The organism is Pseudomonas asgharzadehiana, from assembly GCF_019139815.1.
In the GTDB taxonomy this organism is placed as follows: domain Bacteria; phylum Pseudomonadota; class Gammaproteobacteria; order Pseudomonadales; family Pseudomonadaceae; genus Aquipseudomonas; species Aquipseudomonas asgharzadehiana.
The window spans coordinates 742,052-756,723 of sequence record NZ_CP077079.1; the positions used below are offsets into that span (position 1 = coordinate 742,052).

14 protein-coding genes are annotated in these 14,672 nt (G+C 61.5%); all 14 read left to right on the forward strand.

Annotated features, from left to right (window positions below; all coding sequences use genetic code 11):
* The 14 genes from waaC to KSS96_RS03340 all read left to right on the forward strand — a co-directional run bounded on the left by waaC (position 1) and on the right by KSS96_RS03340 (position 14,656).
* Entirely contained in the window at positions 1-1,062 is a 1,062-nt protein-coding gene (gene waaC / locus KSS96_RS03275; protein ID WP_017526474.1) for a lipopolysaccharide heptosyltransferase I, read from the forward strand.
* Positions 1,062-2,186: a glycosyltransferase family 4 protein gene (locus tag KSS96_RS03280; RefSeq protein ID WP_017526473.1), complete on the forward strand. Its 1,125-nt coding sequence runs from the start codon at positions 1,062-1,064 to the stop codon at positions 2,184-2,186. The genes waaC and KSS96_RS03280 overlap by 1 nt, the downstream gene beginning before the upstream one ends.
* Positions 2,183-2,989 (forward strand): lipopolysaccharide core heptose(I) kinase RfaP, encoded by an 807-nt coding sequence (gene rfaP, locus KSS96_RS03285; protein WP_017526472.1) that lies wholly within the window; start codon positions 2,183-2,185, stop codon positions 2,987-2,989. The genes KSS96_RS03280 and rfaP overlap by 4 nt, the downstream gene beginning before the upstream one ends.
* Complete coding sequence (locus KSS96_RS03290) at positions 2,989-3,723, forward strand: lipopolysaccharide kinase InaA family protein (RefSeq protein WP_017526471.1); 735 nt, start codon at positions 2,989-2,991, stop codon at positions 3,721-3,723. Before rfaP ends, KSS96_RS03290 begins: the two co-directional genes overlap by 1 nt.
* Positions 3,720-4,472, forward strand: coding sequence for a lipopolysaccharide kinase InaA family protein (locus KSS96_RS03295; protein WP_017526470.1), 753 nt, complete (start codon positions 3,720-3,722; stop codon positions 4,470-4,472). The genes KSS96_RS03290 and KSS96_RS03295 overlap by 4 nt, the downstream gene beginning before the upstream one ends.
* The gene (locus KSS96_RS03300) at positions 4,472-5,926 is read left to right on the forward strand and encodes a lipopolysaccharide kinase InaA family protein (RefSeq protein WP_065879463.1); all 1,455 of its coding nucleotides are present in this window, start codon (positions 4,472-4,474) and stop codon (positions 5,924-5,926) included. Before KSS96_RS03295 ends, KSS96_RS03300 begins: the two co-directional genes overlap by 1 nt.
* A 104-nt stretch (positions 5,927-6,030) precedes the next feature.
* A complete protein-coding gene (locus tag KSS96_RS03305; RefSeq protein ID WP_065879462.1) occupies positions 6,031-6,366 on the forward strand; it encodes a YceK/YidQ family lipoprotein in 336 nt (111 codons plus the stop codon).
* Positions 6,367-6,500: 134 nt separating this feature from the next.
* Entirely contained in the window at positions 6,501-8,258 is a 1,758-nt protein-coding gene (locus KSS96_RS03310) for a carbamoyltransferase family protein (RefSeq protein ID WP_017526467.1), read from the forward strand.
* Positions 8,242-9,372 (forward strand): glycosyltransferase, encoded by a 1,131-nt coding sequence (locus KSS96_RS03315; protein WP_068937573.1) that lies wholly within the window; start codon positions 8,242-8,244, stop codon positions 9,370-9,372. Before KSS96_RS03310 ends, KSS96_RS03315 begins: the two co-directional genes overlap by 17 nt.
* Complete coding sequence (locus tag KSS96_RS03320; RefSeq protein WP_017526465.1) at positions 9,372-10,268, forward strand: antimicrobial resistance protein Mig-14; 897 nt, start codon at positions 9,372-9,374, stop codon at positions 10,266-10,268. Before KSS96_RS03315 ends, KSS96_RS03320 begins: the two co-directional genes overlap by 1 nt.
* Positions 10,265-11,680, forward strand: coding sequence for a PIG-L deacetylase family protein (locus tag KSS96_RS03325; RefSeq protein WP_065879460.1), 1,416 nt, complete (start codon positions 10,265-10,267; stop codon positions 11,678-11,680). The genes KSS96_RS03320 and KSS96_RS03325 overlap by 4 nt, the downstream gene beginning before the upstream one ends.
* A 59-nt stretch (positions 11,681-11,739) precedes the next feature.
* Positions 11,740-12,624 (forward strand): DUF6625 family protein, encoded by an 885-nt coding sequence (locus KSS96_RS03330; RefSeq protein ID WP_017526463.1) that lies wholly within the window; start codon positions 11,740-11,742, stop codon positions 12,622-12,624.
* Positions 12,621-13,775, forward strand: coding sequence for a glycosyltransferase family 4 protein (locus KSS96_RS03335; protein WP_017526462.1), 1,155 nt, complete (start codon positions 12,621-12,623; stop codon positions 13,773-13,775). The genes KSS96_RS03330 and KSS96_RS03335 overlap by 4 nt, the downstream gene beginning before the upstream one ends.
* Complete coding sequence (locus KSS96_RS03340) at positions 13,772-14,656, forward strand: glycosyltransferase (protein WP_017526461.1); 885 nt, start codon at positions 13,772-13,774, stop codon at positions 14,654-14,656. Before KSS96_RS03335 ends, KSS96_RS03340 begins: the two co-directional genes overlap by 4 nt.
* The last annotated feature ends 16 nt before the right edge of the window (positions 14,657-14,672 follow it).

Sequence of the window (14,672 nt, forward strand, 5' to 3'; positions counted from 1 at the left end):
TTGCGGGTACTGGTAATCAAGACCTCATCCCTGGGCGACGTGATCCATGCGTTGCCGGCACTCACCGACGCGGCGCGGGCGATCCCCGGCATTCAATTCGATTGGGTGGTGGAAGAGGGCTTTGCCGAGATCCCCACCTGGCACCCGGCGGTAGACAAGGTTATCAAGGTGGCGATTCGCCGCTGGCGCAAGAACCTCTGGCAAACCATCAAGAGCGGTGAATGGCGGCGCTTCAAGCAGCAAGTCCAGTCGACCAAATACGACCTGGTGATCGACGCCCAAGGCCTGCTCAAGAGCGCCTGGCTGACCCGTTATGTGCGTGCGCCGGTGGCCGGTTTCGACAAAAGCTCCGCCCGTGAACCGCTCGCCGCGCGCTTCTACTCGCGACGCCTGGCGGTGGCCCGTGGGCAGCATGCGGTGGAGCGTTTGCGCCAGTTGTTCGCCGTAGCGCTGGGTTATGACTTGCCCAAAGGCTTGGGCGACTACGGCCTGAGCGTCGACAAACTGCTCGGCCTGCCGCCGAAAAAGCCGTTTGTGCTGCTGTTGCACGGCACCACCTGGGACACCAAGCACTGGCCCGAAGCCTACTGGCGTGAGCTTGCCGAACGCATGGGGCGCCTGGGCGTGGACGTGAAGCTGCCATGGGGCAACGCCGCCGAAAAGGCCCGCGCCGAACGCCTGGCCCAAGGCCTGGGCAACGCCGAAGTACTGCCCAAGTTGAACCTGGCCGGGGTGGCCCGCGTGCTGGCCGGCGCCCGCGCCTGTGTGGCGGTGGACACTGGCCTCGGCCATTTGGCCGCCGCACTGGATGTGCCGACCATTTCTTTGTTCGGCCCCACCAACCCCGGCCTCACCGGCGCCTATGGCAAGGGCCAGATTCACTTGGCCAGCGACTGGCCGTGCGCGCCCTGCCTGCAAAAGCTATGTACCTATCAACCGACGGCCGACGACCTGCGTCGGTTCGACATCAAGCGCGAGTCGCCCCTGTGCTTTACGCGCTTGAACCCTGAGCGTGTGGCCAGCCGACTGAGCACGTTGTTATTGGCTGAGGAGCTGCACTGATGCAACTGGCGTTTGTTCTGTACAAGTATTTCCCGTTCGGCGGCCTGCAGCGGGACTTCATGCGCATCGCCCTGGAGTGCCAGCAGCGCGGCCATCAGATTCGTGTGTATACGCTGATCTGGGAAGGCGACATTCCACCCGGCTTCGAAGTGCTGGTGGCGCCGGTCAAGGCGTTCTTCAACCATCGGCGCAACGAGAAACTCAGCGCCTGGATGGCGGCCGACCTGGCCAAGCGCCCGGTGGATCGACTGATCGGCTTCAACAAAATGCCCGGCCTCGACGTGTACTACGCCGCCGATGGCTGCTTTGAAGACAAGGCGCAAAACCTGCGCCATTCGCTGTACCGCTATTTTGGCCGCTACAAACACTTTGCCGACTACGAACGCGCGGTGTTCGCCAAAGACGCCAAGACCGAAGTCCTGATGATTTCCGAGGTGCAGCAGCCGCTGTTCATCAAGCATTACGACACCCCGCTGGAACGCTTCCACCTGCTGCCGCCGGGTATCGCCCAGGACCGTCGCGCGCCGCCGGATGCGGCGCACATTCGCGAAGGTTTCCGTAAGGAATTCAACCTGGCGGATGACGACCTGCTGCTGGTGCAGATCGGCTCGGGCTTCAAGACCAAGGGGGTCGACCGCAGCCTCAAAGCCGTGGCTGCGTTGCCGGCGCAATTGAAGAAACGTACGCGCCTGTTTGTAATTGGCCAGGACGACCCCAAAGTATTCCAATTGCAGAGCGCCACGTTGGGCTTGGGCGATAACGTGCAGTTCCTCAAGGGGCGCAGCGATATCCCGCGTTTCCTGCTGGGCGCCGACCTGTTGATCCACCCGGCGTACAACGAAAACACCGGCACCGTCTTGCTCGAAGCCCTGGTGGCCGGGTTGCCGGTGCTGGTCTCGGCGGTGTGTGGTTATGCCCACTACATCAGTGAGGCCGACAGCGGCCTGGTGCTGGATGAGCCCTTCGAACAAACCCAGCTCAACGGCTACCTGACGCGCATGTTGAGTGATTCTGCACAGCGCGCGGCCTGGGGCCGCAACGGGTTGGCCTTCGCCGAGACGGCCGACCTCTACAGCATGCCGCAGCACGCGGCGGATGTGATCCTGGCGGAGCCAAAACGATGAAGTTGATGCTTGCCGAACCGTTCAAGACCCTCTGGGCCGGGCGTGATGCGTTCGCCGCCGTCGAGGCGCTGGAAGGCGAGGTCTACCGTGAGCTTGAAGCGCGTCGCACCCTGCGCACGGTGGTCGATGGCCGTGGCTATTTCGTGAAGATCCACCGCGGCATCGGCTGGGGCGAGATCGTCAAGAACCTGGTCACCGCCAAGCTTCCGGTGCTGGGCGCGGGCCAGGAATGGCTGGCGATCCAGCGCTTGCAGCAACTGGGCGTGCCGACCATGACCGCCGTGGCCTACGGCGAGCGCGGCAGCAACCCGGCCGACCAGCACTCGTTCATCATCACCGAGGAGCTGGCGCCCACCGTCAGCCTGGAAGACTTCAGCATCGATTGGCTCAAGCAGCCGCCCGAGCCGCGTCTCAAGCGCGCGCTGATCGCCGAAGTGGCGCGCATGACCGGCATGATGCATCGCGGTGGGGTCAACCACCGTGACTGTTACATCTGCCACTTCCTGCTGCACACCGACACGCCGGTGACCGCCGATCACTTCAGGCTCTCGGTGATCGACCTGCACCGCGCCCAGACCCGCGACAAGATCAGCCATCGCTGGCGTGACAAGGACCTGGCCGCGCTGTACTTCTCGGCGCTGGACATCGGCCTGACGCGCCGCGACAAACTGCGCTTCCTCAAGGGTTACTTCCAGCAGCCGCTGCGCCAGATCCTCGCCGAAGAGGCCGCGTTGCTGCAGTGGCTGCAGGGCAAGGCCGACAAGCTCTACGCGCGTAAGCAGCGATACGGGGATGCGCTCTGATGGCGGGTTGGAACCTGGAACCTGCCTATGCCGCCCTGGCGGACGACTTTGGAAGCCTCGAAGCGGTGTTCGCGCTGCAGGGCGAGCGGCTAACACGCGACCCGTTGTCGGAAGTGATCCGGGTGCAGCGTGACGGAGTCAATTACTACGTCAAGCGCTACGTCGGCGCCGGCAAGGGCTTGCGTCGCTACCTGGGCAAGCCGCGGGTCAAGTCCGAATGGCAGAACCTCAAACGCTTCGCCAAGTGGGGCATTCCCACCGCCGACGTGGTGGCCTGGGGCTTGGAGCGCAACGGCCTGGCCTACGATCGCGGCGCGATGATCACCCGTGAATTGCCGAAAACAGAAGACCTCTCCGCCCTGGCCGATCGCAAAGATACGCGCCTGCGCGACCCCAAGTGGGTGAGCGTGATCAGCCGCCAGCTCGCCGAATATACGCGCACGATGCACGATCACCGCTTCACTCATAACGACTTGAAGTGGCGCAACCTGTTGGTCGACGACCAGCAGACCCTGTACCTGATCGATTGCCCCAACGGCGATTTCTGGCGTGGTTTCTGGCTTAAGTACCGCATTACCAAAGACCTGGCGTGCCTGGACAAGGTGGCCAAATATCACCTGTCGGCTACCCAGCGCTTGCGTTTCTACATGCAGTACCGTGGGTGTCGGCGACTGACCGAGTCTGACAAGCGGCGTATTCGCCACGTAGTGAAGTTTTTCGAGGGGCGCGAATGAGTGATTTCCTGGCGGCTGAAGACCGTGCCTTGCTGGAGCGCAATGGCCTGGCGACGTTCGACGCGTTGTGGGCCAAGCAGTTGGACGCGGTTGACGAGCCCAATACCAGTGGCGGCGGCTGGAGCAGCGTATTTCGGCTGGAACTCGACGGCCACGCTTATTACCTCAAGCGCCAAAGCAATTACCTCACTCGCAGCCTTCGCAAGCCGTTGGGTGAGCCGAGTTTCTCTCGTGAGTTTCGCAATATCAGCCGTTACCGCACGCTGGGTATCCCGGCGTTGCAGGCGGCGTTCTATGGCGAGCGAAAAGTGGCGGGTGAGTACCGCGCGATGTTATTGACCCGGGCCCTGGATGGCTGGAATGACCTTGATTCGCTGCTCGAGCAATGGCCGTCGCTGAGCGAGGCCCAGCACCGCGCCATTCTGCTGGCCTGCGGCAAGCTTGCGCGTCAGTTGCACGGCGTCGGTCAGGTGCACGGCTGTTTCTATCCCAAGCATATTTTCCTGCAGGCCACCGGTGACGGTTACGCCGCGCAGTTGATCGACCTGGAGAAAACCCGCCCGCTGTTGTTCGGCTGGCGTGACCGGGTCAAGGACCTGGAGCCGTTGTTGCGCCGCGCGCCGCAGTGGTCGGATGCGCAGGTGCGCCAACTGCTGGCGGCCTATGCCGACCAGCCGCAAGACAGCGCGCTGGTCGCCACCTGGCTGCAACGCCTGACGACGCGGCGTAGCCACAAGGAGAACCGCTGATGCGCCTGTCCGAGCTGAAAAACGCCGGCCGCACACCGAGCCTGCCCCTGACCCTCGACCTGGCGGATGCCGCAGGCCCCGGCCAACTGCAACTGCTGAGCCTGGTGCGCGTAATGCCTGGCGAGCGTTATGTGGGCGCAGCGGTGTGGCGCGGGCGCCCGGTGCTGGCCAAGTTGTTGGTGGGCAGCAAGGCTGCGCGGCACTTTCAGCGTGAACTCAGCGGCGTGCGCCTGTTGGCCGAGCAAGGCCTGACCACGCCTTTGCTGTTGGCCGATGGGTTGCAGGAGGGCGAAGGGGGCTGGCTGCTGTTCGAGTTTATCGAAGGCGCCGAAAGCTTGGCCGACGCCTGGCACGCTGTCGAAAGCCTGCCGCCATTGGCTGACGAGCAAACCGCCGTGCTTGCCCAGGCGTTAGGTGCGATTGCGCACATGCACACGCAAGGCTTGTGGCAGGAAGATCTGCACCTGGACAACCTGCTGCGTCAGCGCGACAAGCTGTACTTGATCGACGGTGCCGGTATCCGTGTCGAAGAGGCGGGCAAGCCGCTGTCGCGTCACCGAGTGCTGGAAAACCTCGGCGTGTTTTTCGCCCAGCTGCCCAAAAACCTCGAGCCGTTTACCGAAGAGTTGCTGGTGTACTACCTGCTCGGCAATGGCGAACATGCTTTGCCGCTGCAAGCGCTGGAGAAACAGGTGCGCAAGGTCAGCGCCTGGCGCTTGAAGGACTTTTTGAACAAGGTCGGCCGCGAATGCACGCTGTTCAGCGTGGCTCGCGGCGCATTTGGCTTGCGCGCGATTCGGCGTGAAGAAGAGCCTGCGATGCTGCCGGTACTGGAGCAGGCCGATGCGCTGCTCGACAACGGCCACATGTACAAGACCGGCGGCGCCGCCAGCGTGGCCAAGGTCGAAGTGGACGGTCGCGCGCTGGTGATCAAGCGCTACAACATCAAGGGCTTCGCTCATTGGCTCAAGCGCTTCTGGCGCCCGAGCCGCGCCTGGCATTCATGGCGCGAAGGCAACCGCCTGGCGTTCCTCGGCATCGCTACGCCAACGCCGTTGGCCGTGCTGGAAAAGCGTTTTTTCTGGCTGCGCAGCCGTGCTTACCTGATCACCGAATACCTGCCGGGGCCGGACATCATCGAGCGCTTCGCGCCCTACGTCGAACACGGCGACGCGCCGGAAAACGAATTGCTGGCGCTGGATCACCTGTTTGCCGAACTGATCCGCGAGCGCATCAGCCATGGCGACTTCAAGGGCCATAACCTGTTCTGGCATGAAGGCCGCTGGGCGCTGATCGACCTCGATGCCATGTGCCAGCACCACTCGGCCGCCAGCTTCGCGCCGGCGTTTGCCCGGGACCGCGCGCGGTTCATGCGGAACTGGCCGCGGGAGAGTGCGTTGTATCAGTTGATCGATCAGCGGTTACCCAGGGAGGTCGACGCCCCTGGCCGTTAAGCGGAACAGGACGTTTCCCACGCCAATTGGCGCATCCAGGCTCTGAACAACGGGTTTCGTGGTGCTAGATTTCCGCTCCCTTTTGATTAAAAGAAGAGCGGGTCATGCGCACTAAAATTGTCGGGTTATGGGTATTGGGGTGGGCATCCTTGGTTGTGAGTGGCTGCGGTACGGTGACCACGGCATTGCGCGAAGACGCCGTCACCGTCCAGGCGCTCAAGGCGAAAAAAACCTATTGCGAGTCTGTCCCACGTATCTACAGCGGTGTGGCCTACAACCTGTGTGTATTGCATGGGCCGCCGAATTCGCGAGCGGGGTTCACATTGAATAGCGTTCCCTGGGCTTTCATCGATGTGCCCCTCTCGGGTGTCATGGACACGCTCATCCTGCCCTATACGATCTACCGGCAAAGTGCCGACGGCAGCATTGAGCTTCGCTAGCCCTTTGTCGCTAACTGCTTTTCAACGCTTTTACGCTATAATCCCGCCCTTTAGCTGTTTCTCGCCCAGGCGGGATGCACACTTTTTTCAGGCGCAACCCGCCTGCATGCTGACCAAAAAGAGGCTAGACCCCTGTGGCATTGACGATTCTTGGCCTGTCCGGCGCCCTTAGCCATGATCCTTCCGCAGCCCTGTATATCGACGGCAAGCTGATCGCGGCCGCCGAAGAAGAGCGCTTCGTGCGCGACAAACATGCAAAGAACCGCATGCCCTACGAGTCGGCGAAGTTCTGCCTGGAGCAGGCCGGCATCAAACCTTGCGACGTTGACGTGGTGGCCATTCCGTTCGCCCCGATCAGCCTGTTCGGCGAGGCGCGCTGGCACTACGCCAAGCGTTACTGGTACGCCCCTGACCGTGCGCTCGACGCGATCCTGATGGGCAACCGTCGCTACAAGCGCTACCGCAACAAGATCGTCTGGTGCCTGGAGCAACTGGGTTTCGATCCGAAGAAAATCAAGATCGAACCGGTTGAACACCACCTGGCCCACGCTTCCAGCGCCTACCACTGCTCGGGTTTCCAGGAAAAAACCGCGATCCTCGGTATCGACGGTAAAGGTGAGTACGCAACCACGTTCTTCGGCTACGGCGAGAACGGCAAGATCCACAAGATCAAGGAATTCTACGACCCTGATTCCCTCGGTGGCCTGTATGGCGCGATCACCGAGTTTCTCGGTTTCGAGATGCTCGACGGCGAGTTCAAGGTCATGGGCATGGCGCCGTACGGCGATGCCAGCAAATACGATTTCTCGCGCCTGGCCTCCTTTGAAAACGGCGAATTGGTGATCAACACCGACTACGCCAACGTCATCGGCCTGCGCCGCTATAAAGAGAAGGGCAAGGGTTTCTACTTTTCGCCAAAACTGATCGAGTGGCTGGGCCCGAAACGCGAAGGCGACATCGCCGACGAGCCTTACATCCACTACGCCGCGAGCATGCAAGCGCTGTTCGAGAAGCTGGCCTTGCAGATGATCGACCACTACTTGGGCGACATCCTCAAGGACACCGGCAAGCTGGCCTTCGCCGGCGGCTGCGCGCTGAACGTCAAGCTGAACCAGAAGATCATCGCCCGCGACGACGTCAAGGAACTGTTCGTGCAGCCGGCGTCCGGCGATGCCGGCACCGCTGTCGGTGCGGCCGCCTACGTGTCCCACGCCCGTGGTGTGCCGGTGGAGAAGATGGAACACGTCTATCTCGGCCCGTCCTACAGCAACGAGGAGGTGATCGCCGCGTGCGCCAGGCACGAGAGCAAGCCGAACTGGCGCAAGATCGAAAATATGCCCCAGCGCATCGCCAAGATCATGGTCGACGGCAACCCGGTGGCCTGGTTCCAGGGCCGCATGGAGTTTGGCCCGCGCGCGTTGGGCGGTCGCTCGATCATCGGTTGCCCGAGCGCGACCGGCGTAGCGGATCGCATCAACCACCAGATCAAGTTCCGCGAGCGCTGGAGGCCTTTCTGCCCGTCGATGCTCGACACCGTCGCCCCGCAGATGATCAAGGTCGATCACCCGGCGCCGTTCATGACCTTCACCTTTGAAGTCGCCGAAGAATGGAAGGCCCGTGTGCCGGAAGTGGTCCATGAAGATGGCACCTCCCGCGCCCAGGTGCTCAAGCGCGAATACAACCCGCGTTACTACGACATGATGAAAGAGCTCGAAGTACTGACCGGCAACGGCGTGTCGCTGAACACCTCGCTCAACCGTCGTGGCGAAGCGATGATCTGCTCGCCGAAAGACGCGCTGGACATGTTCTTCGGCTCTGACCTGCAATACCTGATCATGGAAGACATCCTGGTCGTCAAAGACGGCGTGGATCCTTATGACGCGCTCGGCTGACCGCCACGTCCTGCAGTTTTGCCACGGTTACGATGGGCCGTTCCTGGACTGCGCACGGCAATACGCCAGTTTGTTCGCAGGCACAGGCTACAAGGTGACCACGGTGTTTCTCACCGGGGTCGCCGACCCGCACGTGGCCGCCGGTTGCGCGTCCGATGAGGTGTTGTTCATGGAGTTCAGCTCCAAGGCCATTCGTGGTTTGAAGCTGGGCGCCATCCGTGAGCTGCGCAAAATCGCTGCGTCGCGCAACTTCAGTTTTTGTATTGCGCATCGCTTCAAGCCGATCTACATCGCCTTGCTCGGTACGCGGCTGCCGGTGATCGGTGTGCATCACGCCTTTGGGGATTACCTGCGTGGCAGCCGCAAGCTGTTTGCCGGGTTTTTCCGCAAGCGCCTGAGCCTGCTCGGGGTTTCCGACGCGGTGCGTGACGACATGCGCCGCTGTCTGCCGGCCTGGCCTGCGGCGCGTATCCAGACCTTGTATAACCGCATTGATGTCGACGCGTTGCAGGCCATTCAGGTGCCTGTGGACGAGGCGCGCGACGCCTTGGGCGTGTCGCCGGACGAATGGGTAGTCGGCAATGTCGGCCGCCTGCACCCGGACAAGGACCAGGCCACGCTGCTCAAGGGCTTTGCCCTGGCGCTGCCGCACTTACCGGCGCAAAGCCGCCTGGCGATCCTCGGTACCGGGCGGCTGGAGCAAGACCTGAAAAGCCAGGCCCGCGAACTGGGTATTGCCGACAACGTGCTGTTCCTCGGCCAGGTGCCGGATGCGCGCCGCTATTTTCGCGCGTTCGATGTGTTTGCCCTGAGTTCCGACCACGAACCGTTCGGCATGGTGTTGCTCGAAGCCATGGCGGCCGGCGTGCCGTTGCTGGCCACGGCGTGTGGCGGTGCGCGGGAAGTGGTCGAAGGCGTGGGTATCCTGTTTCCCTTCGGCGACGCCGAACACCTCGCCCAGGGGCTGCGGCACCTGGCGGCAATGGATCACCACCAGCGACGGCAGTGCGCCGAGATGATGCTGGAGCGTCTGCGCACGCATTTCTCGGATCAGGCGGTACGCGATACCTTCTGGCAACTGCCGCATGTTATTGAACTGACTGCGGGGGCTTGATGCTCAATCGATTCCAAGGTTGGCGCGAGCGCGGCTGGTCCGTCGTCGACGCACCTGCCTACAGCGACGCCTGGCAACGCTTTGGCGGCAGCGTCGCCACCCATCCGCAGGTGATCGAACGCCTGGCCGGGTTGGCCGATATCCCGGTGCGCTACCTGGCCTGGGAACAGGGCGGTGAGTTGCAGGCGTGTATCGCCACCTGGGGGCGCGACCTGGCGTTGTCCAAAGATGTGCTCAAGCAAAAGGGCAAGAAAGGCCTGTTTGACCTGGGCAATGCCGAGTTGATCCTGCCGGCCGCCGCTAACGCCCAGGCGCCGTTGCGTCATCGCGCACGTTACCTGTCGACCTTGAACGAAGGCCGTTTCAGCGGTCTCAAGTTGCAGGCCGAGCAGTTGGCCATGGCGCGAACCCCGGAAGAGCTGTCGAAGAAGTTTCGCTACAACCAGCGCCGCGAACTGCGCCTGCTGGAGGAGGCCGGGGGAGTGGTGCGACCGGTGAGTGAGTTTTCCAGTCGGGAGCTGGCGGCGATCTACTGCGATTTGTTCCTGCGTCGCTGGGGCTTTGTCGCCACGGGCGCCGAGCGCATGGCCGAGGTGATCGAGCTGCTGCGTGAATGGCTGATCGGCTCGGTGATCTTCCTCAACGAGGCGCCCATTGCCGTTCAGTTGGTGTACCGGGTCGAGTCGCCCGAGTGGATCAGCGTGGAATACGTCAACGGCGGTGTTGACCCGCAAACTCGCGCGTTCAGCCCGGGTAGCGTGTTGAGCTTCCTCAACACCCAAAGCGCCTGGGAACAGGCGCGCGAACTCGGCAAGCCGCTGCGTTTTTCCTTTGGGCGTGCCGACCGCGAATACAAGGACCGTTGGTGCAACCCCGTGCCGGTGTTCAGCGTATGAGTGAGTCCGCGAGCCGTAAACAGGCGCTGCTCAAGCGCCATCGTCGTAATAAACGCATAAGCCTGTTGGTCGGCTTGCTGCTGTTGGTCTGCATCGGTGTGATGGTGGCCTGGTGGTTGCCGCTGCTGTTGGCGGTCGTGGGGTGGGTGGCCCATGAAGCCTGGTTTGCCGACCACCTGTTTTACTCGCCCAGCGACGACTATCAGTATCAGTTCGAGTCGCCGGATGAGCAGCCGCCAGTCAGCTTGGAAAATGGCCGGCTGGTGCTGGGCCAGGCGCTGGAGCTGTCGGGCGATGAGACGCTGGTCCTGGCGCTGCGCCTCAAGAGTGGTTGGTTGGGCCGCTTTATCGACCCCTGTATTGAATTGCCCGGGGGCGATCGTCAGGTCTTCGAGCGCGGCGTCGATGGGCTGCGCTACCTGAACCTCACCGGCCAGACGCAAGCCTTGATCGAGGGGCGGCTTGTGTTGCGCGGTCGCTTCTGTCGCGTGTTGGGCGCGCCGGTGCTGTCTGTATTCCGTCAGCCCGATGTGTGCCGGCAACGCATCATGGTCATTGCGCCCCATGCCGATGATGCCGAGCTTGCGGCTTTTGGCCTGTACAGCCAGGCCACGCAGCCGTGGATTGTGACGTTGACGGCCGGCGAGATCGAAGCCGGGCACTACCAGCAAATGGGCCTGAGCAAGCCTGACGCCGCACGGCTCAAAGGGCGTTTGCGAGCCTGGGACAGTATTGCCGTGCCGCGCTGGGCCGGGGTGGCACAGGAAAATTGCGTGCAGTTGGGGTATTTCTGCCTGCAACTGGCGGCGATGAAGGCTGAGCCTGACCGCGCAGTGGCTTCCCGAGAAGCCGATTTGAGTGATATCCGCCTATTTCGCCAGTTCAATCCGTTCCCGTTGCCTGCGGACGCCGATGGCTTACCGACCTGGAACAACCTGGTGGCGGACCTGCGGGCGCTGCTGCTGAAGGCGCGGCCTGAGGTCATCGTGCTGCCTCATCCGGTGCTCGATCCGCACCCCGATCATATCTGCGCCCAGCAAGCCGTGCTGGAGGCCTTGCAGGGGCTGGCATGGCAGCCGGACACATTGCTCGGCTACGCCAACCACCTGCATGACAATGACCGCTGGCCGATGGGGGATTCAGGGGCCAGTGTCGCTTTGCCACCCTGCTTTGATCCAACGTACACTTTGCGACCTTATTGCCTGTCGTTATCCGCGCAGCGCCAGTGTGACAAGGCGATGTCGCTTGGCATGATGCATGACCTGCAACCAAGGATGCCGTTCAAGCGGCGGGTGCGGCGGCTGATTCAACGCGTATTGGCTGCACGGGCGGTCTCGCCCTGGGGCGAGAACGAATTTTTCCGCAAGGCCATTCGGCGCCATGAACTTTTTTGGGTCATCAAGCACAAGTAACGTATGCCACGTACCTGGGGCGCAGAGCGCTCCATTAAAAAATGACAGTGAGTCTCCTTGTGATCAAACAGTGCCCTCGCATTCTGTTCCTCATCCCTTACTTTGGCCGTTGGCCGTTCTGGATGCCCTTTTTTCTCGAAAGCTGCCGGCATAACGCCGATATTGACTGGCTGCTGTTCAGCGATTGCCCGGTTCCAAATAACGTGCCTGACAACGTCAGGATTGAAAGCATTACGTTTGCCGATTATTGCGCGTTGGTTTCACGGCGGTTGAATATCAAGTTTGCGCCTCAGCAGGCCTACAAGTTGTGTGACATCAAGCCTGCGCTGGGGCATATCCATGCTGATCGCCTCACGGGTTATGACTTCTGGGCGTTTGGTGACCTGGATTTGATCTATGGCAACCTGCGCCGGTATTTCACCGCCGAGCGCCTGGCTGGTTTTGACCTGTTCTCGACACATGAGCGACGGGTCGCCGGCCATTTGTGCCTGATGCGTAACACCGCCAGAAAGCGCGAAGTGTTTATGCAGATGAAGGATTGGGAAGCGCGCTTCACTGATCAGGAGCATCATGCGCTGGATGAAGGGGCCTTCAGTAGGATCTTTCTGTGGCGTAAGAACTTTCCGAAGCCGTTGTTCGAGCTGGTGGGTAAGTTCAACCCCTGGCGCCGTCGCAGTGATTTCACCGAGGCGTACAGTACGCCCGGTGGTGTGATCAAGTGGCATGACGGCACTGACCGCTTCCCGCACCAATGGTTTTGGAAGAAGGGTCGCTTGACCAATGACCGGGATGGCGACCGGGAATTTCCGTATTTTCATTTCGTCTGTTGGAAGCGTAATCAGTGGTCGTCGCTGCCGCCGCCAAGCGCCGAGCACGTCGAGGCGCTGGCCGCCGAGACGTCCTGGGTCGTTGATGCCGAAGGTTTCCATCGAGGAGAGTTATGAGCCGGCGTTTCAAAGTCCTGCAATTGCAGCCGGACTACAATGTTAAATCCCATGATTTTGCCGACCTGGCCGAACAGATCGTCAAAGCGCTGCCCGCTGACCGCTACGAAGTCACCGCAGCGTTCCTGCGGGGCCGACCGGGGCCTGGCGAGCCGACAAGCCGCGCTGCGACCTCCGTCTACTTCGAGTTTCCCGATAAGGCTCTCAAGGGCATGAGATTGCGCGCCATGTGGCGGCTTTATCAGTTTTGTCGCAAGGAAAAGTTTGACGTGGTGGTGTGCAACCGCTTCAAGCCCGTCAACATGATGTTGCAGCTCAATCGGTGGCTGAAGATCCCGTTGTGCATCGGCATTTCCCATGGTTTTGGTGAGTATGACCGTCTCTACCGGCGCAAACAGGCGCAGCGCCTGATCGATGAACACTGGCGTTTCGTGGGTGTATCGCCGGCGGTCAAGCAGTACCTGCTGGATTGCCAGTGCGGGTTTACCGACCGCAACACCTACGCCATTACCAATGCGATCGATATCGAGCAGGCCGAAGCCTTGCAGCATTCGCGTGAAGCCGCGCGCGAGTTGTTGGGCATTGACCCGGCGGTACGCTTGATCGGTGCCTTGGGGCGCCTGGTGCCCGTCAAGGGCCATACCTATTTGTTGCAGGCGTTCGCCGCCCTGAAAGACAAGTACCCGACCGCGCAACTCGCCATCATTGGCGCCGGGCGCGAGGCGTCCAGCCTGGCCGCGCAAATCCAGAGCCTTGGCCTGGATGGTCGCGTGCATTTGCTGGGGTTCAAGGAGAATGCGCTGCAATACGTGCGCGCCTTTGATATCTGGGCAATGCCTTCGCTGGCGGAGGGCCTGGGGCTCGCGCTGCTGGAGGGCATGAGTGGGCGCCTGCCGGTGATCGCCTCGAGCGTACCGGCCATGCTTCCACTGATTGAAGGGGCGGGCGGCCTGGCGGTGGAGCCGGCCAACGTGCCTGAATTGACCCAGGCACTCGACACTTACCTGGCGCTGTCCGATGAAGCGCTCGCGCAGAAAGGCGAGCAGGCCTACCGGTACCTGCAGGCGCAACACGATATCGAGGTGTTCCGCCAGGAGTACCTGGCATTGATCGACTCAGGATTGGCTCAAGCACGCAGGAACGACATATGAATCAGAGTCAGGCCTTGGTCACAGTGATCATCGCGTCTTACAACCATGGGCCCTACATTGAGGACAGCATCCTCAGTGCCTTGAACCAGACGTATCCCAACATCGAACTATTGGTGATTGATGATGGCTCGACAGACGACAGCGTCGAACGCATCCGCCGCCTGCAGGAGCGCTACACGTTCGATTTTCGCGTCCAGCAGAATCAGGGGCTGACCAATACGCTCAACGGTGCTATTGCGCGGGCCAAGGGGACGCTGATCGTGCCGTTCGGTTCGGACGACATCATGTTGCCCGAGCGTATCGCGATACAGGTTGCGTATATGGATGGCAAGCCTGAGGTGGGAATCTGCGCGGGCAACATCGAGCTGATCGATTCCAATGGCGAGCTTTTCCCGGAAAAACGCCAGCGTCGTGATGTGCCGTTCCGGCGCCTGGACTTCGACGATATGTTCTTGGAGCGTAAACCTTACCCGCCGGCGCCCACGCTGATGATCCGGCGCGAGGCGCTGGAAAAGGTCGGTGGGTTTGACCCTGAGATTCGTCTGGAAGACTTGTTGATCGAGTTGAAAATTACCCGTGCCGGGTACTTCATCGACGGTTTGAACGTGCTCATGGCCCGGTACCGTAAACACGCTACCAACTCGTACAAGAATCATCGATTCATGGTCGACAACATCCTGCGTTCCTACGCGTTGTTCAGTGATCATCCGCAGTACGACGAGGTGCGTTACAAGTTCCTCAGTTCCATGTTCCTCAAGACCTCCAACCGTAATCGGGCGTTGGCTCGTGAGCTGCTGGCACAGATTCCTTTCCGTGCCTGGAACAAGAAGACCTGGCGTGGCCTGGCCCGTCTGTATTTTTCGCCGCTGGAAAAAGACTGAACCCGGCGCCGCTACG

What these genes read in the sequence shown, in the direction of transcription:
- KSS96_RS03340 (WP_017526461.1), top strand. Translation starts at nt 13,772, where the DNA reads ATGAATCAGAGTCAGGCCTTGGTCACAGTGATCATCGCGTCTTACAAC.
- KSS96_RS03280 (WP_017526473.1), top strand. Translation starts at nt 1,062, where the DNA reads ATGCAACTGGCGTTTGTTCTGTACAAGTATTTCCCGTTCGGCGGCCTG.
- KSS96_RS03295 (WP_017526470.1), top strand. Translation starts at nt 3,720, where the DNA reads ATGAGTGATTTCCTGGCGGCTGAAGACCGTGCCTTGCTGGAGCGCAAT.
- KSS96_RS03290 (WP_017526471.1), top strand. Translation starts at nt 2,989, where the DNA reads ATGGCGGGTTGGAACCTGGAACCTGCCTATGCCGCCCTGGCGGACGAC.
- KSS96_RS03325 (WP_065879460.1), top strand. Translation starts at nt 10,265, where the DNA reads ATGAGTGAGTCCGCGAGCCGTAAACAGGCGCTGCTCAAGCGCCATCGT.
- KSS96_RS03300 (WP_065879463.1), top strand. Translation starts at nt 4,472, where the DNA reads ATGCGCCTGTCCGAGCTGAAAAACGCCGGCCGCACACCGAGCCTGCCC.
- KSS96_RS03335 (WP_017526462.1), top strand. Translation starts at nt 12,621, where the DNA reads ATGAGCCGGCGTTTCAAAGTCCTGCAATTGCAGCCGGACTACAATGTT.
- rfaP (WP_017526472.1), top strand. Translation starts at nt 2,183, where the DNA reads ATGAAGTTGATGCTTGCCGAACCGTTCAAGACCCTCTGGGCCGGGCGT.
- KSS96_RS03315 (WP_068937573.1), top strand. Translation starts at nt 8,242, where the DNA reads ATGACGCGCTCGGCTGACCGCCACGTCCTGCAGTTTTGCCACGGTTAC.
- KSS96_RS03320 (WP_017526465.1), top strand. Translation starts at nt 9,372, where the DNA reads ATGCTCAATCGATTCCAAGGTTGGCGCGAGCGCGGCTGGTCCGTCGTC.
- KSS96_RS03305 (WP_065879462.1), top strand. Translation starts at nt 6,031, where the DNA reads ATGCGCACTAAAATTGTCGGGTTATGGGTATTGGGGTGGGCATCCTTG.